Genomic DNA, 23475 nt, shown 5'->3' on the forward strand with positions numbered 1-23475 from the left:
GGTTGCCGGCTCCCGGCTACACCTCACACGAGCGACACTCGCTGTCGACCACGTCGAGGTCGCCGTCCAGCGTGACCGTCAGCCGGTCGTCGGCCAGGGGTATCTCGACGGCGACCCGCCAGGGGTCGACCGACTCGACGGTCGTGTACTCGTCGTCGACACACCACGGGAGCGTCCAGTACGGCCGGTCCGAGAGGTCGATGCCGTGGTCCTCGTAGAACGCCGAGACGACGGACTCGTCGAGCAGGACGAGCCCGACCGGCGAACACAGCTCGTTGCGACAGCGCTCGCAGACGTGTTCGGCGCGCAGGGCGACGTCGAGACAGCAGTCGCCGCCGCGGACGATCTCGGTGTGGATGCGCCCGGCACACGAGGGACAGACGCCGTCCGCCGCCAGGCAGTGGAGGTGGCGGACCCGCTCGTCGAAGGCGGTGGCGACCTCCTCGTTCGAGCGGTCGACCAGGCCGCCGGGCGGGAACTCGTACTCGCCGTGGGACTTGCCGCAGTCGACGCAGTCGATCCGGAACTGCTCGTCGGCGTAGCGGGCCTCGAGGGCGCCGCCACAGCGGGTGCAGGCGCCCTCGACTTCGAACGGTTCCACGTCGGGCCGGCGGGTGAACGTGCCGGCGCGGACCGCGCGGACGACCTGGGCGCCGGCGTGGCGCAGGTCGTAGCCCGCCTCGCGCTTGGCGACGAACTGGTCGGTGAGCTGCTGGAGGTGGTAGTTGAACTGCGCGCTGTCGCGCATCGCCACCTCGTCGTGCAGCGCCGAGAAGCTCACCGGCCGGTCGTCGGCCCGCCACAGCGCCTCCAGGATCTCCAGTCTGGTGTCGTTGGCGACGACGCCGAACGCCTCCGCCGGGTCCACGCCGGCGGCCTCGCTCTCGCCGTCCTCGCCGGGGCCCTCGCTAGCTCCGCTCATGCCCGATCGATCGACGGGAACCACCTAAAGGGTTCCCTGAAGCGGGTTTTTGTATCGAACCCGTCACTTGTCTGACGGCGGTTTCAGCGCGAGAAAACGCCCGGGGATCGTTAACACGGATCGGAGTTAACTGCGGAGTAATGTGTGCATCGCGTGATTCGACCACCCTCCATCGGTCGACGGGATGCTGTGAGACGTACACGGTGCTGGTCGTCGACGACGACCCGGACCTGACGGCGCTGGCGAGCGCCTACCTGGGTCGACTCGACGACGTGTCGGTCCGGACGGCGACCGACGCGGACGACGCCCTGGCCCGGGTCGACGACTCGGTCGACTGCGTGGTGAGCGACTACGAGATGCCCGGCACGGACGGGCTGGCGCTGCTCGACGCCGTCAGCGCGGCCCGGCCGGAGGTGGACCTGGTCCTCTTCTCCGGGTCCGCGGACGAGAGTCTCGCCGGGCGCGCCCGCGAGCGGGACGCGCGGTTCGTCCGGAAGGGGGCGTCGAACGAGGGGTTCGACGGCCTGGTCGATGCCGTCGAGAGCGCGCTCGACGACTGAGGCGTCGACGTCGCCGGCCGACGGCGGCCGATCCCCGGGGGTGGCCGGACACGGAACAGTAGGTTTATCAGTCGCAGAGGGCGAAGATTCCCCAAGATTACTCCCGAGATGACGACGAACACACAACCGGAGGTGAACATCGGACTCGTCGGTCACGTCGACCACGGCAAGACGACGCTGGTGCAAGCCCTCTCTGGCGAGTGGACGGACCAGCACTCCGAGGAGATGAAACGCGGCATCTCCATCCGCCTCGGCTACGCCGACGCGACCTTCCGGCAGTGTCCGGAGGGGGAGGCCCCCGACGCCTACACCGTCGACGAGACCTGCGGCGAGCACGACGCGGAGACGGACGTGTTGCGCACGGTCTCGTTCGTGGACGCGCCGGGTCACGAGACGCTGATGGCGACGATGCTCTCCGGTGCGGCGATCATGGACGGCGCGGTGCTGGTGGTCAGCGCCAGCGAGCCCGTCCCGCAGGCACAGACCGAGGAGCACCTGATGGCGCTGGACATCATCGGCATCGACAACATCGTCGTCGCCCAGAACAAGATCGACCTGGTCGACGCCGAGCAGGCCCGCGAGAACTACGAGCAGATCCAGGAGTTCGTCGAGGGCACCGTCGCCGAGGACGCGCCCATCGTCCCCATCAGCGCCGGCCAGGGCGTCAACATGGAACTGCTCATCGACGCCATCGAGCGGGAGATCCCGACCCCCGAGCGGGACCCCGGGGCCGACGCGGAGATGCTCGTCGCCCGCAGTTTCGACATCAACCGCCCGGGCACCACCTGGGACTCGCTGCTCGGTGGCGTGCTCGGCGGCTCGCTCGTCCAGGGCGAACTCGAGGCCGACGACGAGATCGAACTGCGCCCCGGCCGCGAGGTCGAGGAGGAGGGACAGACCGAGTGGCGGCCCGTCGAGACGACCGTCAGGTCGCTCCAGGCCGGCGGCGAGACCGTCGAGACGGCGACGCCGGGCGGCCTGCTCGGCGTCGGGACCGGACTCGACCCCTCGATCACGAAGGGCGACGCCCTCGCCGGGCAGGTCGCGGGCCCGCCCGGGACGCTGCCGCCGGTCCACGAGCAGTTCACGATGGACGTGGACCTGCTGGACCGGATCGTCGGCGAGAACGCCGGCGACGTCGAGGAGATCTCGACGGGCGAGCCGCTGATGATGACCATCGGCACGGCCACGACGGTCGGCTCGGTCACCAGCGCCCGCGAGGGCGAGTGCGAGGTCGCGCTCCAGCGCCCGGTCTGCGCCCGCGAGGGCGCGAAGATCGCCATCAACCGACGGCTCGGCGGCCGCTGGCGGCTCATCGGCATCGGCACGCTCCGGGAATGAGCGTCGTCATGGACACGAACGCACTGATGATGCCCGTCGAATGCGACGTTCGCGTCTTCGAGGAGATCGAGCGGTTGCTCGGGGACGACGAACTGCTGGTCCCCGAGGCGGTCCGCGACGAACTCGCGAAGCTCGCCGACGGGCAGGGGAAAGAGGCGGCCGCGGCCAGCGTCGGGCTGGACCTGGCGGCCGACCGCTGCGAGCCGGTCGGCCACGAGGAGCCCTACGCCGACGACGCGGTGGTCGAGGTCGCCGGGCGGGAGGAGGTTTCGCACGCGGTCACGAACGACGGTCCGCTCAAGCGCCGGCTGCTCGACGCCGGCGTTCCGGTAGTTAGTTTACGGGCCGGGAACAAACTCGCAGTCACTCAACCATAGTATGTACAAACGGGTTACACTACGCGACACGGTCGAAGTGCCGCCGGAACACCTGGCGGACGTGACGCCGGGGCTGGTCAAACGGCTCCTGCAGGACAAGCTCGAGGGACGGATGGACGAGGACGTGGGCTCGGTCGTCTCGGTGATCGACGTCCACGACATCGGCGAGGGGGCGGTCGTCCCCGGGCAGGAAGGGGTCTACTTCACCGCCGAGTTCGACGCGCTGACGTTCGACCCGCAGATGCAGGAGGTCGTCGACGGCGAGGTCGTCGAGGTCGTCAACTTCGGCGCCTTCGTCGGGATCGGCCCCGTCGACGGCCTGCTGCACGTCTCGCAGATCTCCGACGAGTACCTCGCCTACGACGAGGAGGGACAGATGCTCTCCTCGCGGGACTCCAACCGCACGCTCGGGGTCGGCGACGCCGTCCGGGCGCGCATCGTCACCAAGAGCATCGACGAGCGCAACCCCCGGGACTCGAAGATCGGCCTCACGGCCAAGCAGGTCGGCCTCGGCAAGCACGGCTGGCTCGAGGCGGAGCGCCAGGAACGGGAAGCCGCCGCGGAAGCGGGTGAGGACTGATGGCCGACAGGTTAGTCTGTCGCGAGTGCCACCGCGTGCAGGACTCCGAGGAGGCCGAGACCTGCGTCTCCTGCGGGTCGTCGTCGCTGACGGAGGACTGGGCGGGGTTCGTCGTCATCAGCCACCCCGACCGCTCGGAGATCGCCGAGGAGATGGGCGTCACCGAGCCCGGCCGCTACGCGCTGAAGGTCCGCTAGCGTGACCGTCGTCCTCGAACTCCAGCCCGCGCTCCGCCCGGAGCTCAAAGACCCGTTCGGCCCCGTCTCGACCGACACGGCCGCCGTTCTCGACGCCGCCGGCGACCCCCTCGTCACCGTCGGCGACATCGTCACCTACCACACCCTCGACGCGGGCCGCGTCCCCGACCTGGCCTTCGTCGACGAGCGCACCGAGCGCGCCGCCGTCGACGACGAGGTCAGCGACGGGATCGCGGACGACCGCTTCGACCGCGTCCGCGCCGTCGAGAACCCGCCGGGGACGCTCACCGCCGCGCTGCTGGACGCGCTGGTCGACGCGCTCGCGACCGGTGAGAAGACGCTCGTCCGCGTCGACGGCGAGGAGGACCTGGCCGCCCTCCCCGCCATCGCCGCCGCGCCGGCGGGCGCCAGCGTCTGCTACGGCCAGCCCGGCGAGGGCGTCGTCCACGTCACCGCCGACGCCGACACCCGCGAGCGCGTCGTCGCCCTCATGGAGCGGATGGACGGGGACACCGCCCGCGCGTTCGACGCGCTCGGCCTCGACGCCGAGTGAGCGGCTGTTTGCATCTCGCTTTTCGATTCGCCCCCAGTTTCGTGTGGAACCCCGGTAGCGTGCGCCTTCGTCGAACGCACCTGTCGGCGACCGCTACGCTCGTTCGTACGTCACGAACGACAGTTCCCCCTCGTTCTCGCGGTCGACCTCGACCCACGCCTCCGGGTCCCACTCCGGAAACCGGGTGTCCCCGTCCGGTTCGCCCGGGACCTCCGTCAGCACCAACCGGTCGGCCCGGTCCAGGAACGCCTCGTAGACGGTCGCGCCGCCGGCGACGAACGCCGTCTCCACGCCGGCTTCCGCAGCAGCCGCCGCGGCGACCTGGGCCGCCGCGTCGACGCCCGCGACCTGCCGGACTTCGTCGGGCGCGTCGACGCCCGACCGCGTCAACACGACGTTCGTCCGCCCGGGCAACGGCCCGCCCAGTTGCCCCGCGATCGACTCGTAGGTGACCCGGCCCATGATCACCGGGTGGCCCATCGTCGTCTCCTTGAAGTGGGTCAGGTCCGCGGGGTAGTGCCACGGCATCTCACCGTCATTGCCGATGACGCCGTTCTCCGCGACGGCGGCGATGAGGGCGATCTCCACCGCCGACCCGTCCCGCTCGGCGTCCGTCTCGTCCCGCTCGGCGTCCGCCATCACTCGCCCCCCATCACTCCGCGACTGCGAAGTCCAATCCCGGGGCGGGGTCGTAGTCCCGCACCTCGATGTCCTCGAACTCGAGGTCGTCGATGGGCTTGTCCGCGACCTCGATGGTCGGCCGCTCGCGCGGTTCGCGCGTAAGCTGTTCCAGCAGGTTCGGCACGTGGTCGGCGTTCTCCTCGCCGGGTTCCGCGGGCGCCTCCGTCAGGATCCAGTCGCGCACGCCGGCGTAGCCCGCGTGGTCCTCCACGGCGGCCATCCGCTCGCGCAGTTGTTCGCGGTTGTCCCCGTACCACTCGCCGCGGGCCCCTTCGCCGCAGTAGGCGTGGGCGTCGACGACCGAGTGCGAGAAGCTCCCGACCTCGAAGCCCGTCCGCTGTGCGACGATGTGAGTCACCAGCGAGTAGGCGGCGATGTTGAACGGGATGCCCAGCGCGATGTCGCCCGAACGCTGGGTGAGATGGAGGTTCAGGCGGTCGCCCTGGACGTTGAAGACGAAGGTGTAGTGACACGGCGGGAGGGTGCTGACCGCGGCGTTGGCGGGGTGCCAGGCGTTGACGACGATGCGCCGCGAGTTGGGGTTCTCCCGCAGCGTGTCCAGCACGTACTGGAACTGGTCGAACGTGCGCTCGTCGTCGTTCATCCAGCGGTGAGCGTCGTCGGGCCAGGACTCGCCCTCCAGCCCGTCCTCGGGGACGGGGTAGCGCCGCCAGAAGCGACCGTAGGCGGTGTCGAGGTGGCCCTCCTCGTCGGCCCAGGCGTCCCAGATCTTCGTCTCCTCGCGGAGATTGCGAATGTGCTCCTCGCCGGAGAAGTACCACAGGAGCTCGTGGATCAGGGAGTTCCAACGGTAGCCTGACAGGTCCTTCGTGGTGAGCAGGGGGAACCCCTCCTGGAGGTCGACCTCGTAGTGCGCGCCGAACGTCGAGAGGGTGTCCACGCCCGTCCGGTTGGGCTTGTACGCCCCCTCGGCGATGGCCTCCCGGACGAGATCGAGGTACTGCTGCATCGTTGGGCGTACCTCCGTCCGGGAGCGCTAAAAGGTGACTACTCCGGTTCGGCCGACTCCCCAGTGTCGCAGTTGCACCGCGAGTGGGCGTCGGCGAACGCGACGACGTATCGGTGGATCTCCTCTGCGAGGTCGTGCATCGCCTCGGCGAACTCGCGTCCGGGTCTGTCGAGGTCGTAGTAGAACCGCGACCGATGTTCCGCGCGGAACGCGTCGACCCGGCCGGCGACGCCCTCGTCGGAGAACAGGTTCCGGGCCGCGATGTCGTCGAACACCTCCTCGTGTTTCCGATAGTCCGACGACTCCGCCGCGGTCATCTCGACGAGGTAGAACTGAAACGACCGCTCGATGGCGTTGAACGACAACTCGACGATACTGACGTAGTTGTTGGTCCCCCGTCGTAGCTGCCGACACGTCCCGAGCATCGCACAGGCCTTGCCCAGCTGGATGTCCGCATCGTCGCCGGGCCGCTGCCACGACAGCGAGTCCTGCACGGGACCGGTCTCGTCGTTTTCGAGCAACTGCTCGACGCGTTCGAGCGCAGCGACGACATCAGTCAGCCCCACTGTCGAACACCTCCCGCTTCACCGCGTCCAGTGCCGATGCCTCCCGGAGGGTCACCCCCTCGGTGAGCACGTCGCCGATCCGGTCGTGGGCCGGCGCCGACTCGCGGGTCTCGACGACGATGTGCGGTTCGTACCGCTCGCCGCCGATCCGCTCGTCGGCGACCGTCTGTTCGATCTCGTGTGCCGCTCGCTGTGCGTCCATCCGGTCGCCTTCGACTACGACGAACAGGTCGATGTCGCTCGTCCGATCGGCGTCGCCTCGGGCGACACTCCCGAAGAGCACGACGCCGATGGGTTCGTCGATCCTCGATTCGAGCTGCGAGAGGGTCTCCCTGATCGGAGCGTGATACTCCGACTGGGGGACCGCTGTCACGGGGTCGTCGGGTGTGACGAGCATCCCGGGTTCGACCCGGACGGCGTTCGCTCGGCCGGAGCGGTCGACATCGATCACCCCGAGCGCCTCGAGCGCATCGACCGCCGCGTTCACGCCGCTCAGTGCCTGCCCCGTCACTCGATGCAACTCGCGGTTCGTGAACGCCCGGTCGGGGTTGTCGACGAGCACGTGGAGGACATCGGCGGTCGCTCCGTGCCGAAACGCGTCCGGGTCCCCGACTGGAACGGGGAGCCGAACGTACGCCCCGTCCGGTCGCCCCTCCGAATGAACTCCTTCAGCGTTCATGAATGCTCAGAGGGTTCAGACAATATTAAAAGTACGCCCCGGTGGCCGATGCTACCTGGCCGGTTCACGCAGTCAGGACCAGCACGTGCCGGACGAGCGAGTTGTGGACGCGCCGCTCGAAGTGCTCCGCGACGGTCCACCCGGCGTCGACCGCCGCCCGCTCCCACGAGCGGTCGGCGACGACCACCGCGCGGGGCGCGACCCGCCGCGCCCCGGCGAGCGCACTCCCGACCAGATCGGCCAGCGAGTCGCCCTCGATCTTCGACTGGCGGCCGTAGGGCACGTCGAAGACGGCGGCGTCGGCGAAGCCGTCGGCGAACGGCAGTCGCGTCACGTCGCCGCGACAGACCGCGAAGTCGCCGCCCCGGCCGAGCGCGTCGCGCAGGTTCGCGCGCGTCCCGCGGGCCATCTTCGCCTGGGCGTCGGAGCCGACGACGCGCGCGCCGACCAGCCCCGCCTCCAGCAACAGGCCGCCGGTCCCGCACATCGGGTCGACGACGGTCGCTCCCTCGCGGGCGCCGGCGACGTTGACCAGCGCGCGGGCGAGCATCGGGTCCATGCTCCCCGGCTGGAAGAACGGTCGGTCGGTCGGGCGGCGGTCGCCGAAGCCGCGCTCGCTCTCGACGGCGAGCCAGCCGAGGGCGCAGACGCCCGCTCCGTCGCCTCCTCCGGCGGCAGTAGCGTCGCTCCCGTCGGGGTCTGCCGCCGTGCTGTCGGCGCCGGGCGCGCCCGCGAACAGCGCGCGCAGTTCGTGGTCCGGGTCGTCGAGGTCGACTGACAGGCCGCGGTCGACGAGCACCTGTCCCAGCTCGCGCTCGGCGCGCTGGGTGTCGACGCCGGTCGTCGCGCGCACGTCGACGGCGCGGACGGCGACGGTCCCCTCGCGGTCGACGGTCGCGGCGTCCAGTAGCGCGCGGGCGCTCGCCACGTCGGGGTCGCAGCGGCCGACCGCCTCGCTCGCGCGGTGGACGAACGCGAGGTCGCGGACGCGGTCGGTCACCGCGCGCGCGGTCGCCAGCCCCGCGCCGACCACCTCCACCCCCGCGGCGGCGCTCGCAGCCTCGCAGGCCGCGAACGCGTCGTCCCGGCCGCCCAGTTCGAGGACGTACACGCCCGACTGTCGCCCGCCGCCGGCCAAGAACCCACCGGTGCCCGCCGGCGACCGTCCCGCACCCGAGCAGTCTCCCCGTCGAACTCGCGACCCCCTCCGAACCAACGACCCTCATAAAACCGCCCCTCACACCCATTAAAAGGCGTTTTTAGGCCTCTCGCGGACGGAGAACCTAAGCGAGGTGACCCGTTCGCGTTCGTGACGTATCAACACTCCGTATGAAAGTTTATAAGCCTTAAATACAACGTTTAAGTCGAGACATGGTTGACCCCAAGGAGACAATCAATATCGAAAACGTCGTCGCCTCGACTGGAATCGGGCAGGAGCTCGACCTGCAGAGCGTGGCGATGGACCTGGAGGGGGCGGACTACGACCCCGAGCAGTTCCCCGGCCTCGTCTACCGCACCCAGGAGCCCAAGTCGGCGGCGCTGATCTTCCGCTCGGGCAAGATCGTCTGCACCGGCGCCAAGAGCACCGACGACGTCCACGAGAGCCTCCGCATCGTCTTCGACAAACTGCGCGACCTGAACATTCAGGTCGACGAGGACCCCGAGATCGTCGTCCAGAACATCGTCACCTCCGCGGACCTGGGCCGCAATCTCAACCTCAACGCCATCGCCATCGGCCTCGGGCTGGAGAACATCGAGTACGAGCCCGAGCAGTTCCCCGGCCTCGTCTACCGGCTGGACGACCCCGACGTGGTCGCACTCCTCTTCGGCTCCGGCAAGCTCGTCATCACCGGCGGCAAACAGCCCGAGGACGCCGAGGAAGCGGTCGACAAGATCGTCTCCCGGCTGGAAGACCTCGGTCTGCTCGAATAGACGACCACTCGCACCCGGCGAAACGATCGACCCGCACCGAAGCGCCGGCCTGCGATAGCAGGCTACAAACGGCGCCCCTCCCTATCGCCGCCATGGACTTCGTAGCGCAGCCCTCGGCCGACACGGTCGCCGCGCTGGGCCCCGCCGCGCTCGAACCGCTCCAGGCCGACCCGACGGGCGGCGGGATCTTCGCGCTGGTCGTCACCTTCCTGCTCGCATCGCTATTCTACGCCGTGACGCTCCATCTCGCGGCCACCTTCTTCATCGGTGACGTGCCCAGCCAGCGGGCCGCCTACGTCGGTCCCGTCCCCGCGCTCGTCTCCATCCTGCTCGGTCGGTACGGTGTCGAGGGGATCGGTCCCGTCCCCGCCGGGCTCACCTTCCTCGTCGCACTGGTGCTGACGCTCGTCGCCGACGCCATCGCGATCAGTGTCTCCTACCGCATCTCCTGGCGACCGACGGCGATTCTCACCGCGCTCCACCTGGCGTTTTCGGTCGCCATCATCATCCCGCTGAACAACATCTTCGGATTCGTCTGAGCGGCGCGGCCCGCCGCTTAATCCGGGATTATCTGTCGCCAGTCTTCCGATCCAGGTCGGCGTCACCGCCCGGTTTGGGCCGTCCATGTGCGCTTCGGTAATGAGTGTCAAACGTCAGTTAGAACCGAATAACGAAATGACGGAATCCCGATCGGAGGGGTATGTCATCCGACGACAGTGATTCGAACGGCGGCACACGACGACGGTTCCTCGGCGGCACGCTGGGCGGAGCGATCGCGGCGACGCTCGGCGGATCGGCGGCGGCGGAGACAGGGTCGGCACAGGAGGACCTGGAATTCGACTGCTGGAGAGTCCACAACCTGCAATACGGGACTACCGTGACGTTCGAGGACGGCAGCTACATCAGTGCGGCCGACACGTCCGACGGAACGCTCGGGTCGCCCGGCCGGGTCGTCACTCGCGTCAACGACGAGCGTGGCGTCACCGAGGTGGACCAGGACTGCGACCCCGGCGAACTGGCCACGACGTTCACCGACAGCTCCGTGACCGTCACCGCGAGCGAGGAACACGCGCTCGGTACCGCGGAAGGCGCGGAAGTCAGGCTCCACTACGCGGACGGGACCGTGCAAGAAGTCCTCGGGACCAACGAAACCACCGGGATCAACCCGGATCACCACAGGACTGCGTTGTCGACGACCTACCGGGGCGAGGGCGAGCACGCGGACAAGACCATCGAGGCCATCGAGTTCGACCTGATGTCGTACAGCACGACCACCTACCTGCGAAACCGGGAGGTCGGCGAGCACCTCCTCGGCAAGCGGACGCCCCAGGAACGCGTCGTCGAGGTCGTCGGCGCCAGCGAGGGCGCGGTCGAGTACGAGTTCACCGTCGACGGACCGGTCGAGAAGCTGTCGCTGACCGACCGGATCCGCGCCGGCGACAACGACGACGTCACCGACAACGGCGACGGCACGTGGACCGTCAGCGGCTTCACCGGTTACCCCGGGGAAGGCGACGCATACGTGGTCAACGGGGAGATCACGTCGTTCACCCAGACCGGCGGCGACGGCGAGTACGTCGTCCGAGAACACGAGCGCCGCGTCGTCAGGAGTTCGCTCGGCGACACCGACTTCGTCCGGATCGTCGGGACCGAGGCGGGCGACGTGGAATACGAGTTCACCGTCGACGGCACCGTCTGGAAGGTGACCAACATCGGCACGCCGCTGAAGGCCGACGACAACGACGACATCACGGACAACGGTGACGGGACGTGGACCGTTTCGGGGTTCACCGGCAACGAGGGAGAGGGAGACACCTACGTCGTCGCGGGCGACGTGACCGATTTCACCCGCACCGGGGGCAACGCCGACTTCCGGATAACGGTCGACGGCCGCGAAGTCGACCAGACGGCGTTTGTCGACGACTACTGACCGGGTCGTCGCCCACCCCGCCGCGGCGCTCCGAACGGGGGCGTTCGGCCCGCTCGATCCGTGTGGCCGCAGGCACAGGAGGCGAAACAGTTTTGTTAATTTCCGCAGACACATAAATGATGGTAGGAGAACACGACCGGCGCCGCTTTCTCGCGGCGGTGGGCGCGGCGTCGGCCGGCCTGATCCCGGGGTGTGGCGGCGGAGACACGGCGACGGAGACGGGTCGACCAGGTCCCGACCCGACGGACGGGACGCCGACTGCGGAGGGGACGGAGGGACGATCGACCGCTACGTCGGCGACCGACCTCGTCGTCGAGGCGCCGGACACTCATCCGCAGGACGAGCCGGCCGAGATACGGCTCACGGGCGCCGATCCCGGCGCGGAGGTGTCGCTGGCGGCGTCGACGGCGAGCTTCGGCGGGCGGACCTGGACCAGCGAGGCGACCTTCGAGGCCGACGAGGACGGGGTGGTTGACCTCGCTGAGGCGGCGCCGGTCTCGGGAACGTACGACGGAGCCGACCCGATGGGATGGCTCTGGTCGATGCGACCCAACTCGGGCAGCCAGCCGTTCTACTACAGCGGTGACGCCCGACAGGCGGTGACCCTCCGGGCGACCGACTCGGCCGGGACCGTCGAGACGGAGCTGGACCTGCAGTTGCACGACCCGGACATCGCCGTCGAGACCATCGAGACCGACGAGCTGGTCGGCATCCTCTACGAACCGGCGGGCGAGGGGCCGCATCCGGGCGTGTTGGCGCTCCACGGGTCGGGCGGGAACCCGATCAGCCGCCGCCCGGCGTTGCTGGCGACGCGAGGCTACGCGACGCTGTCGGTCAAGTACTTCGGCGAGGGGGAGCCGATCCCGGATCGCCACGACAGCGTCCCGCTGGAGTACTTCGAGCGCGCGCAGTCCTGGCTGCGCGCTCGCGAGGGCGTCCGCGACGCGCCGGTCGGCGTCCTCGGGGCGTCGCGCGGCGGCGAGCTGGCGCTGTTGCTCGGGGCCCGCTTCGACTGGGTCGGCGCCGTCGTCTCCTACGTCGGGAGCGGGGTCGGCTGGGAGGGCGGGAGCGAGGACCCGCCGAACCCCGCGTGGACGCACGGCGGCGACCCGGTTCCGTACCTCACGCTGGAAGGCGAGGCCGAGTACACGGACGAGGGGTACTACCACATCCGGCCGGCGTTCGAACGGGGGCTGGAGGCGGCGAGCGAGTCGGAGATCGAGAAAGCGACGTTCGCCGTCGAGGAGACCGACGCGCCGGTGCTCGCGATATCGGGGGGCGACGACCAGCTCTGGCCAGCGAGGCTGTCGGAGCGTGCGGCCGACCGACTCCGCGCGGCCGACTTCGACCACGCGTTCGAACACCGGAGCTACGAGAATGCCGGTCACCTCGTCACCGCGCCGTACATCCCGACGGCGGGCCGACGGGTGGTGAACTCACAGTTGACCGGCGGGTCGCCACCGGCCTACGCCCGCGCGAACGCCGACTCCTGGCCGGCGGTGCTGGAGTACCTCGACCGGGGACTCCGCGACGAGTAGCTCACTCCACCAGCCGCTCGATCTCGGTGACGAGCACGTCGCTGGCGCCGACCTCCTTGAGCGCGTTGATGGTCTCGAAGACCTCCCGCTCGTTCACGACGGCGTGGACGGCCACGTCCTCCTTGCCGGCGATGTCCATCACGGTCGGGCCGCCCATCCCCGGCAGCACGTCTTCCACGTCCGCCAGCCGGTCCTCGGGGACGTTCATCATCAGGTAGCGCTTGTCCTCGGCGGAGAGCACGGATTCGAGCGCCATCCGGACCTGCTGGACCTTCTCGTCGTCGGCCACGTCCTCGCGGGCGAACAGGCGGACCGACGACTCCAGCACGTCGGCGATCTCGGCGAGGCGGTTCATCCGCAGGGTGGTGCCCGTGGAGGTGATGTCGACGATGGCGTCGGCGATGTCGACGTGCGGCGTGAGTTCCGTCGCGCCCGACACCTCCGCGATGTCCACCTCGACGTCGCGCTCGGCGAAGAAGTCGCGCGTGATCGACGGGAACTCGGTGGCGACGGTGCCGCCGTCCAGGTCCGCGACGGCCTCGATGTCGCCGTCCTCGGGCGCCGCGAGAACGAGCCGACAGGAGCCGAACTCGAGGTCGAGCAGGTCGACGAGTTCGTCGGTGTCGGACTCCTCGGCCTGGTCGAGGCCCGTGATGCCCACGTCGGCGGCGCCGTCGGCGACGTACTCGGGGATGTCGGCGGCGCGGGCGTAGAGGACGGTCACGTCGGGGTCGACGGTTTGAGCGTAGAGCTTCCGGTCGGCCCCGTCGACGACGTGGAGGCCGGCCCGGTCCAGCAGATCGATCGCCGGGTCGTGCAGGCGACCCTTGTTGGGGACGGCGATGCGCATACACCTACTGAACGGGCCGCGGGCAACTGTCTTTCCCTCTCTCGGCGGCAGGTTCCGGCGACCCGACGCCCGTAGGTTTATATCCGAACGGGCGACCACCGGGGTCCATGACGGCAGTCAGCGTGACCGACGGACTCGCGTACGGGCTTCGAACGGTGGCGGTGTTCGGAATTCTCCTGACGGTGGCGGCCGTGTTGACCGTCGTCGGGACGAACATGGCGACGACGGCCCGGACGTACGGCCTCTACGGAGGGGGGATGGACTGGGGGCAGTTCGTCCTCGGCGCGGTCCTGTCGCTGACGGGCGGCCTGACGCTGTACGCCGGGTCGATGGGGCTGCTGTACAAGGTCGTTGCCGACGGCGTCCGCCGGGGGAACAGCCGCGCGGTCTGACCGGACGTGACGATGCGCAAACGTTTTCGTCCGGCCGGCCGGATCGACCGGCGTGCTCGCCCGATACCCCGCCCTCCAGTCGGGCATCGAAACCGGTTCCGTCTACGGTTCGCTCGGCGCGCTCGCCGCGGGAGCGGCCGCCGGCGCGCTCGTCCTCTACCTGTACGGACTGCGAGTGCGCGGCGCGGACGACCGCGTGACTGCGCTCGGGCGACTCCGGCGGGCCGTCCGCGTCGTTCTGGTGGCCGTCTACGCGGCGACGGTCCTCGCGCTGCTGGACGCCGGCTGGTTCGGCGTCGTCGACGCCGCCGCCGCGCCGCTGGTCGGGACCGCCACGTCGGTCGCGAGCGCGGTCACGCTGTTTCTCGGCGTCGTGACGCCGCTCCCGGCCGCGATCGGCGCGTACTTCGGGTCGTTCCCCGCGGCCCAGTCGCTCCGGGGGACGGACGTGTCGCCGGCCTCGGCCGCGCTCCGCCTCACCCGGTTCGGCCTCGGGACGGCGCTGTACTTCACCGCGCTCGCGGTCGTGCTGGACGTGCTGGACACCGCCCCGACGGCCGCGCTACCGTTCGTCGCCGTCCTCGCGCTGGTGCTCGTCGCGGTCTGGGCCACCTCCCCGTGGCTGGTCAGGCTGACCCGCTCGACGCGGCCGCCGACCGACGCCGAGCGCGACCGGCTCGCCCGCCTGTGCCGGGAGGCGAAGCTGGACCCCCACGCCGTCCGCGTCCTCGAAGCGACCGACGCGAAGCAGGCGTTCGCGCTGGCGCGCGGCCCGCCCCGCCGCCAGCAGCTGTTCGTCACCGACTACCTGCTCGACGAGGTCGACGACGAGGTGCTCCGGGCGTACCTGGCGCTGCAAGCCGGGCGCGAGCGGGCGAAACACCTCGAAGCCCGCCTGGTACTCGCCGTCGGGACGGCCCTGTTCACGCTGGGGCCGCTCCTCGGCGTCCTCTCGGTGCCGGGCGTCGCCGACGGGACGGTCGCGCTGGTGGCGCTTTCGACCGGCCTCCTCGGGCTGTGGGCCGGGCAGTGGCTGGTCTACCGGGCCGACGCCGCGGCCGCCGAGCGGACGAGCCGCGAGGCCGTCGAGGCCGCCATCGAACGGTACGCCGACCTCAACGACGTTCGGATGAAGTGGGGACGGCTCACCTCGCTCCGCCGGATGGAACCGCCGCTGACCCGCCGGATCGACCGGCTCCGGGACCGCGCGGCCCGGGAGTGAGTGCCAGGGCCACCTGCTCGGGCGCGAGCCCGCTCGACGCGCCGCGGAAGGGACAGATTCACGCACCCGCCGCGAAAACCCCGGGCCATGAGCGACCTCCTCGTCGCGGGCGGACAGGTACTGCGACCCGACTTCACGGTGGAGCGAGCCGACGTGCTCGTCGACCGCGAGAGCGGCGACATCGCCGACGTGGCCGACCCCGGCACCGTCGACGCCCCCGAGACCCTCGACGCGAGCGGCGGGCTGGTGATCCCCGGCCTGGTGAACGCCCACACCCACGTCGCGATGACGCTGTTGCGGGGCTACGCCGACGACAAGGAACTCGACGCGTGGCTCCGGGAGGACATCTGGCCGGTCGAGGCCGAACTCACGGCCGAGGACATCGAGGTCGGCGCCGAACTCGGCCTCGTCGAGATGATCAAGTCCGGGACGACCGCGCTGTCGGACATGTACTTCCACGTCGGCCGGACCGTCGACGCGGTCGAGCGCGCCGGTGTGCGGGCCGTCCTCGGCCACACCGCGGTCACCGTCGGGAAGGACGACGAGGACGCCCGGGCGGACCTCCAGCGGAGCCTCGACGTGGCGAAAGAGTTCGATGGCGCGGCCAACGGCCGGATCAAGACGACGTTCCAACCGCACTCGCTGACGACCGTCGGCGAGGAGTACCTCCGGGAGTTCGTCCCGGAGGCCCGCGAGGCCGACCTGCCGGTCCACTTCCACGCCAACGAGACGGAGAACGAGGTCGACCCCATCGTCGACGAACACGGCGTCCGCCCCCTGGAGTACGCCGACGACCTCGGCCTGCTGGGCGAGGACACCTACGTCGCCCACGGCGTCCACGTCGACGAGCGGGAGATCGAGTTGCTCGCCGACACGGGCACGGGCGTCGCCCACTGCCCGGCGTCGAACATGAAGCTCGCCAGCGGGATGGCGCCGGTCCAGCGCCTGCGCGAGGCGGGGGTCACGGTCGGCATCGGGACCGACGGCGCCGCCTCGAACAACGACCTGGACGCCTTCGACGAGGCGCGCGACGCGGCGATGGTCGGCAAACTCGCGGCGGAAGATGCCAGCGCAGTCCCCGCGGAGGCGGTCGTCGAGATGGTCACGCGAGGGAGCGCGGACCTGCTCGACTTCGACAGCGGGCGGGTCGAGGCGGGCGCGAACGCCGACCTCGCCGTCGTCGACCGAGAGGCCGCACACCTGACGCCCGCACACGACCTCGTGAGCCACCTCGCCTACGCCGTCCGCGGGAGCGACGTGCGCCACACGGTCTGTGACGGCGAGGTGCTGATGCGCGACCGCGAGGTGCTGACGCTCGACGAGGCCGCAGTGCGCGAGCGGGCCAGCGAGCAGGCCCGCGACCTGGTCGCACGGGCCGAAACCGGCGCGTAGAGCGGCCGGTCGGCCGACGGCGGGTCGGGAGGAGTTTCTTGTTCGCCCGGCTTCGTGTCTTCGAACATGGTGGCGTTGAGGGGGTTGTTCGTCGTCGGCGTCGGTCTCTACGTCGCGTACGTCGCACCGACGATCGCGGCCCGGGCCGGCACGGCCCTGGAGGGACGCGGTAGTTCCCGCGCCGACATCGCGGCGGTGCGCCTCGCGGGCGGAGCGGTGGCAGTCTACGGCGTCTACGCCCTGCTGACCGGCTGAGAGTACTGACGGACGGTCAGAACGGATAGTTGAAGTAGAGGTATCCGACGCCGGCCAGGACGACCGCCGCGACCGACGCTTCGAGGACGGCGTCGGTCAACGCGCCGACGACGAGCGCCGGGACGAGGACGGCGGCCAGCCACAGCGCGTACGAGTCCGTCGGGACCTCGCGGTGGTTCATGCACCTGTCTCGCCTGTCGGACCGGAAAACGCTTCGCATCCGACGGTTCACCCGGTGCGACACGGTTCGTCACCTGACGACGGCGGTGTCGGCGACGCGGTCGCCGATCCGTCGGGACTCGTCGGAGGCGAACACGGCGACGATCCCGACGACGTAGAACGCCGGCAGCCAGTCGACGAGTCGGAGGACGTTCCGCACCGCGGCGGCGCGCAGGGAAGGCGGCGAGCCATCGCCGCCGGTCACCCGGATCTTGACGAGGTACTTGCCGAGCGTCCGTCCGTAGCGCCACTCCAGGACTGTGTGATACCCCAGTGCCAGCGCGAACCAGAGGACGAGCGCGACGAGCCCGGGGGTTCCACTGAGTGACGCGTCGACGCCTTCGCTCGTGGTCGTGATGTCGCCCGTGACCGCCGCGATCGGGTAGATAGCGACGAACAGGAGAAGGAACCAGACGACGGCGTCGACGGCCATCGCCACGCCGCGGATGCCGGGACCACACCGTTCAGGGCTGTCGGTCATACCCCCCTCTGCGGCCGTCGTGTCAAAGAACGTTACCGTCTCCCGGCGCGGCCGGCCGCCCGTCAGAACTCGTCGATGACGGGGATCCCGACCGTCTCGAAGTCGGTCATGTCGTCGAGGACGCCCGACACCTCGTCGAGGGAGATGCGCTCGGTGATGATCGCGGCGGGATCTAACTTCCCGGTCGCGACCATCCGGAAGATCTCGTCGTAGCGCTCGGGCGGCATCCCCAGGGCGCCCAGGAAGTCGATCTCGGCGGTGACCATCTCGTCGGTCGGCAGCGGGAGGTTCCCGCCCGCTTCCTTCGTCGTCAGCCCGACCTGGACGTGCTGGCCGGTCTTGCCGAGGCTCTTGACCGCGTTGCGGCAGGTCGTCTCGATGCCGAGCGCGTCCATCGACACGTCGGCGCCGCCGTCGGTGATCGCCTGCACCTCGGCGGCGGGGTCCTCGACCTCGCTCGCGTTGACCGTCTCGACAGCACCCTGCTCCTCCGCGAAGTCGAGCTTCTCGTCCATCAGGTCGACGCCGACGACGTTGGCGCCGATGGCGTCGGCGATCTGGACGGCGGAGAGGCCGACGCCGCCGCAGCCGTGGACGACGAACCAGTCGCCGGCGCCCACGTCGGCGCGGTGGGCCAGGCCGTGGAAGGCGGTCATGAACCGACAGCCCAGCCCGGCCATGTCGACCGAGGAGACGCCCTCGGGCAGCGTGACGAGGTTGTGGTCGGCGTGGGGGACGGGCACCTGTTCGGCGAACGCGCCCGGCGCCTCGGGCTGGAGGCCCAGCGCCTGGCGATTTTCACAGATGTTCGAGTGGCCGGTCCGACAGAGGTGACAGGAGCCGTCGCCCAGGTTGAAGGGAACGGCGACGTGGTCGCCCTCCGAGACGCCGTCGACTTCCTCGCCGACGGCGACGACGTGGCCGGCGGGCTCGTGGCCGAGGATGTGGCCCGGTACCGGGTCGAGGCCGCGCCACTCCCAGTCGCCCTGCCAGGCGTGCCAGTCGCTGCGGCAGACCCCGCAGGCCTCCACCGCGACGACCGCCCCGTGGGGCTCGGGCTCGGGGTCGTCGACCTCCCGTACGTCCAGCGGTTCGCCGTAGTCCGTGAACACTGCTGCGCGCATACCCGGGGTATCGGTAGCGCCCGTGAAATACCCTCGTACCTGGAGTCGAATTGCGTGTGATCTCCGGCGTCGGATTCCGGTGTGACGGCGACAACTGCTGTCATCGATCGCTGAACCGCGATCAGCCCGCGAACCTCCACGACAGCCCACAGCACCGCGGACTTGATCGTAGTGCGAGACAGCGTGAAAGCCCCCGGCCGCTCCGGTCGAGGGTAGCGAGGGACCGAAGGTCCCTTGGACAGTCGGGCGGCTCCGCCGCCCGACGAGCTCGCTACGCGCTTCGCTCACTACGTTCGCTCCAGTGTCTGAGGGCTACGGCCTCAGATTAGCGAGACCTCCGGTCTCGCGTCACTTGCGTCGCCCGTCTTCCCGGAGCGGTCGGCCCCTTTCATTCCAGCCCGTATCGGCTCATTGGCCAGTCTAAGCGGATGGGAATGAAAGGGGCGACGCGCTCGACGACGGCGGACGACGCAAGCACCGCAGGGCGAAGCCCGAGGAGCGCAGCGAGGCCTCCGAGTCGAGCGCGTCGGGGCTTTCACGCTGTTTGCGGAGGCCGTAGTCGCGGAAGCGGTCGTCACAGAAGCGGGCGTCGCAGTAGAACGAGAGGGGAGCCCCACAGAACGGCCGAGTAACCCGAAACCGACTAGCCGGTGAACTGGTGGTAGTCGAGGCCCTTGTGTTTCATCTCGTTGTGCTTCTCTTCGAGGAAGGAGTAGACGGTGCCGTGGGGGGCGCCGTCGATGATCATCTCGGCGGCTTCGCGGACGGTGTCGACCTGTTCGGGGCCGCCGATGATGCCCATCGTGGAGCCGTAGATGACGACCGAGGCGCCGGACAGTTCCTCCATGAGTTCGCGGGTGCGGCCGTCCTCGCCGATGAGCCGGCCCTTGTGGCGCTGGAGGTCGTTGCGGTTGCGCGCGGCGGCGTCGATGTCGATGATGTCGAACATCATCATCTCGTCGTCGAGCAGGCGCATGGCCTCCTCGGGGGCGAACCCGCGGCCGATGGCCTTGACGATGTCCGGCCCCTTCAGCGCGGTGAGCGGGTCGCCGGTCTGCTCGATCTTGACCTGCCCCGTCTCGCTGTCGACGTCGAGCCGCACCTCCGCCCGGTCCTCGATCTCCCGCAGCGTCGCACCCCCCTCGCCGATGAGGACGCCGATCCGGTCCTGCGGAATCTTCACGTGTTGCATACCTGACCGTAGGTGACTCCGCCGTTTTAAGCCTTTGTTGGTCGCGCCACCGTGTGACGGGCACACAGGCCGGTCCGACCGTCGATGTCGGTTCCACTCCACCCCGCCCCGCCCCACCCCCGACCGGAAGTCGGACGGGACCCCGGGTCCGTTCACTCGTACCGGAGCGCGTCGATCGGGTCGACGCGGGCGGCCCGCCAGGCGGGATAGAGCCCGGCGACGACGCCGGTGAGGACGCCGACGGCGACGGCGGCGGCGAACCACCCCGGCGCGAGTTCGAGGGGGATCTCGGCGTAGCGGGTGGCGGCCCAGCCGGCGGCGACCCCGAGCGGGACGCCGAGGAGGGCGCCGAGCGCCCCCAGAAGCACCGCCTCGGCGAGGAACAGCGCCATCACGTCGCGGCTGCGCGCGCCGACGGCCTTCATGATCCCGATCTCGCGGGTCCGCTCGGTGACGCTGACGAGCATGATGTTGGCGATGCCGACGGCGCCGACGACCAGGGCGATGACGGCGATGCCGGTCACGAAGCGGGTGAGCCGGGTGACGATGCGCTCGATGCTGTCGACGAGGTCGGCGTTGGTCCGCGCGGCCACCTCGTAGCCGTCGGGGACCAACTGCGCGGCGTCCGAGCGGTCGCCGTCGAAGTACTCGCGGACGCGCTGTTGGGTGGCAGTGGTGTCGGCTGGGTCGGTGACGACGGTCACTTGCGAGTAGACCCGCTGGCCGGCGACGGCGTTGGGGCTCTCGACGACCGACTGGTAGTAGGGGTCGGCGGGGACGAACACCCGCGGCTGGTCGGTGAACGAACTGAACGGGAGCTGGCCGCCGGTACCGTTGACGACGCCCACGACGGTGACGTTGAATCGGTCACCCGACGAGCGCGTGACCGTCAGCTCGTCGCCCGTCGAGAGATTCCCGGGGAACAGTTGCGCGGCCGGCCGGTTGACGACCGCCTCGGCGGCGCCGTTGCGGAAGGGCCGGCCCGACTCGAACGTCGCGGTGTCGAACGCGGTCGCGTTCGTTGCCGTGACCTGCCGCTGGGCGATCGTCTCGTTGTCGTGGCCGACGGCGCTGACGGGGACGATCCCCCGCGGGACGACCCGCTGGACCCCTTCGATGGCCCGCAACTGCGAGAGGTCGTACTCGGTGAAGACGGGCTGGCCGGCGCCGCCGAACCCGCCCTCGTCGGCCTCCGTGGCGACGAGGTACACCTCGTTGGCGCTCGACCCCTCGATTTCGGAGACGACATCGGCCTTCAGGCTCGCGCCGAAGGTGGCGAAGGTGACGACCGCGGCGATGCCGATGACGATCCCGACCACCGTCAGCGCCGCCCGCAGGCGATGGGACCGCAGCGAGCGGACGCTGATCCGCAGGGTCTCCGACAGATCCATCAGGCTCCCTCCCCCTCCTCTTTCCCCGCCCCTTCCCGGCCGTCGCCAGGACCAGCGTCGTCGGACTCGGCGGGGTCGGCCCCGGACACGTCCTCGATCCCCTCGATCTCGCCGTCGCGGAAGTGGACGATGCGGTCGGCGTGCTCGGCGATGCGCCGCTCGTGGGTGACCAGCAGGATGGTGTTGCCGGCCTCGTGCAACTCGGCGAACAGACCCATGATCCGCGCGCCCGTCCCGGTGTCGACGTTGCCGGTGGGCTCGTCGGCCAGCAGCAGCGCGGGGTCGGCCGCCAGCGCGCGGGCGATGGCGACGCGCTGGCGCTGGCCGCCCGAGAGCTCGGAGGGCCGGTGGTCGAGGCGGTCGCCGAGGCCCACGTCCCCGAGCAGGGCCGCGGCGCGCTCGCGGCGCTCGCCGCGGTCGACGCCCTGGAAGACGAGCGGGAGCGCGACGTTCTCGACGGCGGTCAGCCGGGGCATCAGGTTGAACGTCTGGAAGACGAACCCGACCGTCCGGCCGCGAGCGCGCGCCCGCTCGGCGTCCGACAGTGCGGCGAGGTCCTGACCGTCCAGTCGGACGACTCCCTCAGTCGGCGTGTCGAGGCCGCCGACGAGGTTGAGGAGGGTGCTCTTGCCCGACCCGCTGGGGCCCATGACGGCGGTGTACGACCCCGGCGCCAGCGAGAGCGAGACGTTCGAGAGCGCCTCGACGGCGACGCCGCCCTCGTAGGTCTTCGTCACGTCCGCCAGGTCGACCACCGGGTCGCCGTCGGCTGCCCCGTCCGCGCCGGCCGGCGAATCGGCGCCCGTCGCCTCCGTGTCGGTCGCGTCGGTCACACCCGTGCCAGGGGGCGGTGGGAAATGAACCCCTCGCCGGCCGACAGTAGTGGCTCCCGTCCGTGTCGTTAAGCCGCTCCGGTCCTAACCGGCGACAATGACAGACGACCGCGGGTCCCTGGCGACGCGGGCCGTCCCGCTGGCGGTCGGCGTGGTCCTCCTCGCCGTCGCCGGCGCGGTCGCGGCCGGCGCGCTCCCCCGCGCCCTCGACGGCGACGCCCGGCCGGACGGCGAGGCGGTCCTCGACCGAGTCGAACAGCGCTACGCGAACGCCGAGACGCTGACCGGCGAGACGACCGTCACCGTCGCGAACGCGACCGCCGAGCGCTCGGCGAACGTCTCGTTCGTCTTCGACCGGCCGAACCGGACGAAGCTGAGTACCACCCGCGACGGCGACGAGTACGCCGTCGGCACGAACGGTTCGGTCGCGTGGGTCTACGACGGCGCGAACGACACCGCCCGCGTCTGGGACCTGCCCGAGAACGCCTCCGCGTGGAACGAGTCGGCGTGGAACGAGTCGGCGACGGCCGCCGGGAACCACAGCTGGAACGGGAGTCACGCGAACGCGGGCGACCACAGCTGGAACGGTACCCACGCCTGGAACAACACCGTGTGGGACGATCCGAACCGCTCGACGAACGTCTCGGCGTGGCTCGCGGAGAACGTGACCGCCGAGGTGCGCGAGACGACGACCGTCGACGGCGCGGAGGTCTACGTCGTCGGACTCGAACCGACCAACGAGTCCTACCGAGGGGAAGCGACGCTGTGGGTCGACACCGGCGACTACCGCGTCCACGAACTGCGCGCCAGTTACGGCGACAATTCGACGACCGTCGCCTTCGACGGCGTGCGGTTCAACGCGAGCGTCCACGGGAGCACGTTCCGGCCGCCCGACGCCGCGTCGGTGAACAGGGTCGGCGCGGAGCGCTACGACGGCTTCGACGCCGCACAGGACGCGACCGACGTGGCCCTCCAGCGCCTCGACGGCGGGGACTACGAGTTCGACGAAGCGGTCGTCGTGACGCGAGCGGGCCGGACGGTCGTCGCCCAGCGCTACGCCGGCGCGGCGAACGTGACCGTCGTCGCGACGGCCGACGACCTGCCGACGCTGAACGCCAGCGCGGGCGGGACCGCGACCGAGGGCGAGTCCGTCACCGTCGCCGGCGCGAACGCGACCTACGTCGAGCGCGACGACGGGGCGGCCGTGGTCTGGGACGACGGCGGCGTGACGCGGACGGTGGTCGGCGACCTGCCGCGGGCGGAACTAGTCGACCTGGCCGAGCGGGTCGCGGACTGAC

At 70.3% G+C, this 23475-nt stretch carries 28 protein-coding genes; 15 read left to right on the forward strand and 13 right to left on the reverse strand.

Going from position 1 to position 23475, the window contains the following annotated elements; all coding sequences use genetic code 11:
- Window positions 1-16: 16 nt before the first annotated feature.
- Window positions 17-922, reverse strand: coding sequence for a DUF7351 domain-containing protein (locus tag ACMGFI_RS05915; RefSeq protein ID WP_436908109.1), 906 nt, complete (start codon window positions 920-922; stop codon window positions 17-19).
- Window positions 923-1062: 140 nt separating this feature from the next.
- On the opposite strand from ACMGFI_RS05915, the gene ACMGFI_RS05920 reads away from it, so the two are divergent.
- The 6 genes from ACMGFI_RS05920 (at window position 1063) to ACMGFI_RS05945 (ending at window position 4530) form a co-directional block, all read left to right on the forward strand.
- The gene (locus tag ACMGFI_RS05920; RefSeq protein WP_436908112.1) at window positions 1063-1482 is read left to right on the forward strand and encodes a response regulator; all 420 of its coding nucleotides are present in this window, start codon (window positions 1063-1065) and stop codon (window positions 1480-1482) included.
- A 108-nt stretch (window positions 1483-1590) separates the two neighbouring features.
- The gene (locus tag ACMGFI_RS05925) at window positions 1591-2823 is read left to right on the forward strand and encodes a translation initiation factor IF-2 subunit gamma (RefSeq protein ID WP_436908114.1); all 1233 of its coding nucleotides are present in this window, start codon (window positions 1591-1593) and stop codon (window positions 2821-2823) included.
- Window positions 2820-3200 carry a PIN domain-containing protein gene (locus tag ACMGFI_RS05930; protein ID WP_436908117.1) on the forward strand — a complete coding sequence of 127 codons (381 nt, stop codon included), beginning with the start codon at window positions 2820-2822 and terminating at the stop codon, window positions 3198-3200. Before ACMGFI_RS05925 ends, ACMGFI_RS05930 begins: the two co-directional genes overlap by 4 nt.
- A 1-nt stretch (window position 3201) precedes the next feature.
- Window positions 3202-3780 (forward strand): DNA-directed RNA polymerase, encoded by a 579-nt coding sequence (locus ACMGFI_RS05935; RefSeq protein ID WP_436908118.1) that lies wholly within the window; start codon window positions 3202-3204, stop codon window positions 3778-3780.
- Window positions 3777-3977 carry a transcription elongation factor subunit Spt4 gene (gene spt4, locus ACMGFI_RS05940; protein ID WP_436908843.1) on the forward strand — a complete coding sequence of 67 codons (201 nt, stop codon included), beginning with the start codon at window positions 3777-3779 and terminating at the stop codon, window positions 3975-3977. Before ACMGFI_RS05935 ends, spt4 begins: the two co-directional genes overlap by 4 nt.
- A gap of 1 nt (window position 3978) precedes the next feature.
- Complete coding sequence (locus tag ACMGFI_RS05945; protein ID WP_436908119.1) at window positions 3979-4530, forward strand: GTP-dependent dephospho-CoA kinase family protein; 552 nt, start codon at window positions 3979-3981, stop codon at window positions 4528-4530.
- Window positions 4531-4623: 93 nt separating this feature from the next.
- Here the strand turns inward: ACMGFI_RS05945 and ACMGFI_RS05950 are convergent, their stop codons facing one another.
- From ACMGFI_RS05950 to ACMGFI_RS05970, 5 genes are all read right to left on the reverse strand, one after another.
- Complete coding sequence (locus ACMGFI_RS05950; protein ID WP_436908120.1) at window positions 4624-5169, reverse strand: dihydrofolate reductase; 546 nt, start codon at window positions 5167-5169, stop codon at window positions 4624-4626.
- 13 nt (window positions 5170-5182) lie between these two features.
- A complete protein-coding gene (gene thyA, locus ACMGFI_RS05955) occupies window positions 5183-6181 on the reverse strand; it encodes a thymidylate synthase (RefSeq protein ID WP_436908122.1) in 999 nt (332 codons plus the stop codon).
- Between the two features lie 38 nt (window positions 6182-6219).
- Entirely contained in the window at window positions 6220-6747 is a 528-nt protein-coding gene (locus ACMGFI_RS05960; RefSeq protein WP_436908124.1) for a DUF8154 family protein, read from the reverse strand.
- Window positions 6734-7426: a nucleotidyltransferase domain-containing protein gene (locus ACMGFI_RS05965; protein ID WP_436908126.1), complete on the reverse strand. Its 693-nt coding sequence runs from the start codon at window positions 7424-7426 to the stop codon at window positions 6734-6736. The genes ACMGFI_RS05960 and ACMGFI_RS05965 overlap by 14 nt, the downstream gene beginning before the upstream one ends.
- 64 nt (window positions 7427-7490) lie before the next feature.
- On the reverse strand, window positions 7491-8537 hold the full coding sequence (locus ACMGFI_RS05970) for a methyltransferase domain-containing protein (RefSeq protein WP_436908128.1): 1047 nt from the start codon (window positions 8535-8537) through the stop codon (window positions 7491-7493).
- Window positions 8538-8797: 260 nt separating this feature from the next.
- Between ACMGFI_RS05970 and ACMGFI_RS05975 the strand changes: the two genes are divergently transcribed.
- The 4 genes from ACMGFI_RS05975 to ACMGFI_RS05990 all read left to right on the forward strand — a co-directional run bounded on the left by ACMGFI_RS05975 (window position 8798) and on the right by ACMGFI_RS05990 (window position 12826).
- Window positions 8798-9358 (forward strand): TATA-box-binding protein, encoded by a 561-nt coding sequence (locus ACMGFI_RS05975; RefSeq protein ID WP_123535123.1) that lies wholly within the window; start codon window positions 8798-8800, stop codon window positions 9356-9358.
- Window positions 9359-9450: 92 nt separating this feature from the next.
- Window positions 9451-9897, forward strand: coding sequence for a DUF7473 family protein (locus ACMGFI_RS05980; protein ID WP_436908131.1), 447 nt, complete (start codon window positions 9451-9453; stop codon window positions 9895-9897).
- A gap of 161 nt (window positions 9898-10058) precedes the next feature.
- On the forward strand, window positions 10059-11288 hold the full coding sequence (locus tag ACMGFI_RS05985; protein WP_436908132.1) for a hypothetical protein: 1230 nt from the start codon (window positions 10059-10061) through the stop codon (window positions 11286-11288).
- A gap of 119 nt (window positions 11289-11407) precedes the next feature.
- Window positions 11408-12826, forward strand: a complete 1419-nt coding sequence (locus tag ACMGFI_RS05990; protein ID WP_436908134.1) for an acyl-CoA thioesterase/bile acid-CoA:amino acid N-acyltransferase family protein — start codon at window positions 11408-11410, stop codon at window positions 12824-12826.
- Window position 12827: 1 nt separating this feature from the next.
- Here ACMGFI_RS05990 and hisG read toward each other — a convergent pair whose 3' ends face one another.
- Complete coding sequence (gene hisG / locus ACMGFI_RS05995; protein ID WP_436908135.1) at window positions 12828-13676, reverse strand: ATP phosphoribosyltransferase; 849 nt, start codon at window positions 13674-13676, stop codon at window positions 12828-12830.
- Window positions 13677-13783: 107 nt separating this feature from the next.
- Here hisG and ACMGFI_RS06000 point away from each other — a divergent pair, with 107 nt between their 5' ends.
- The 4 genes from ACMGFI_RS06000 (at window position 13784) to ACMGFI_RS06015 (ending at window position 16937) form a co-directional block, all read left to right on the forward strand.
- Window positions 13784-14068 (forward strand): hypothetical protein, encoded by a 285-nt coding sequence (locus ACMGFI_RS06000; protein ID WP_436908137.1) that lies wholly within the window; start codon window positions 13784-13786, stop codon window positions 14066-14068.
- 52 nt (window positions 14069-14120) lie between these two features.
- Window positions 14121-15290, forward strand: a complete 1170-nt coding sequence (locus ACMGFI_RS06005; protein WP_436908138.1) for a M48 family metalloprotease — start codon at window positions 14121-14123, stop codon at window positions 15288-15290.
- A gap of 87 nt (window positions 15291-15377) precedes the next feature.
- Entirely contained in the window at window positions 15378-16682 is a 1305-nt protein-coding gene (locus ACMGFI_RS06010; protein ID WP_436908140.1) for an amidohydrolase, read from the forward strand.
- 66 nt (window positions 16683-16748) lie between these two features.
- The gene (locus ACMGFI_RS06015; RefSeq protein ID WP_436908141.1) at window positions 16749-16937 is read left to right on the forward strand and encodes a hypothetical protein; all 189 of its coding nucleotides are present in this window, start codon (window positions 16749-16751) and stop codon (window positions 16935-16937) included.
- Between the two features lie 16 nt (window positions 16938-16953).
- Here ACMGFI_RS06015 and ACMGFI_RS06020 read toward each other — a convergent pair whose 3' ends face one another.
- The 6 genes from ACMGFI_RS06020 to ACMGFI_RS06045 all read right to left on the reverse strand — a co-directional run bounded on the left by ACMGFI_RS06020 (window position 16954) and on the right by ACMGFI_RS06045 (window position 22099).
- Window positions 16954-17118: a hypothetical protein gene (locus tag ACMGFI_RS06020; RefSeq protein ID WP_436908143.1), complete on the reverse strand. Its 165-nt coding sequence runs from the start codon at window positions 17116-17118 to the stop codon at window positions 16954-16956.
- 69 nt (window positions 17119-17187) lie between these two features.
- Window positions 17188-17637, reverse strand: coding sequence for an RDD family protein (locus ACMGFI_RS06025; protein ID WP_436908144.1), 450 nt, complete (start codon window positions 17635-17637; stop codon window positions 17188-17190).
- A 62-nt stretch (window positions 17638-17699) separates the two neighbouring features.
- The gene (locus ACMGFI_RS06030) at window positions 17700-18761 is read right to left on the reverse strand and encodes a zinc-dependent alcohol dehydrogenase family protein (protein WP_436908145.1); all 1062 of its coding nucleotides are present in this window, start codon (window positions 18759-18761) and stop codon (window positions 17700-17702) included.
- 643 nt (window positions 18762-19404) lie between these two features.
- Window positions 19405-19953 (reverse strand): KH domain-containing protein, encoded by a 549-nt coding sequence (locus tag ACMGFI_RS06035; protein ID WP_436908146.1) that lies wholly within the window; start codon window positions 19951-19953, stop codon window positions 19405-19407.
- 152 nt (window positions 19954-20105) lie between these two features.
- Window positions 20106-21344 (reverse strand): ABC transporter permease, encoded by a 1239-nt coding sequence (locus ACMGFI_RS06040; protein WP_436908147.1) that lies wholly within the window; start codon window positions 21342-21344, stop codon window positions 20106-20108.
- Window positions 21344-22099, reverse strand: coding sequence for an ABC transporter ATP-binding protein (locus tag ACMGFI_RS06045; protein ID WP_436908845.1), 756 nt, complete (start codon window positions 22097-22099; stop codon window positions 21344-21346). Before ACMGFI_RS06045 ends, ACMGFI_RS06040 begins: the two co-directional genes overlap by 1 nt.
- 175 nt (window positions 22100-22274) lie before the next feature.
- Between ACMGFI_RS06045 and ACMGFI_RS06050 the strand changes: the two genes are divergently transcribed.
- Window positions 22275-23474 carry a DUF4367 domain-containing protein gene (locus ACMGFI_RS06050; protein ID WP_436908149.1) on the forward strand — a complete coding sequence of 400 codons (1200 nt, stop codon included), beginning with the start codon at window positions 22275-22277 and terminating at the stop codon, window positions 23472-23474.
- Window position 23475 lies beyond the last annotated feature (1 nt).

Origin of the sequence: Halosimplex marinum, from assembly GCF_051414075.1 — an archaeon.
GTDB lineage: Archaea > Halobacteriota > Halobacteria > Halobacteriales > Haloarculaceae > Halosimplex > Halosimplex marinum.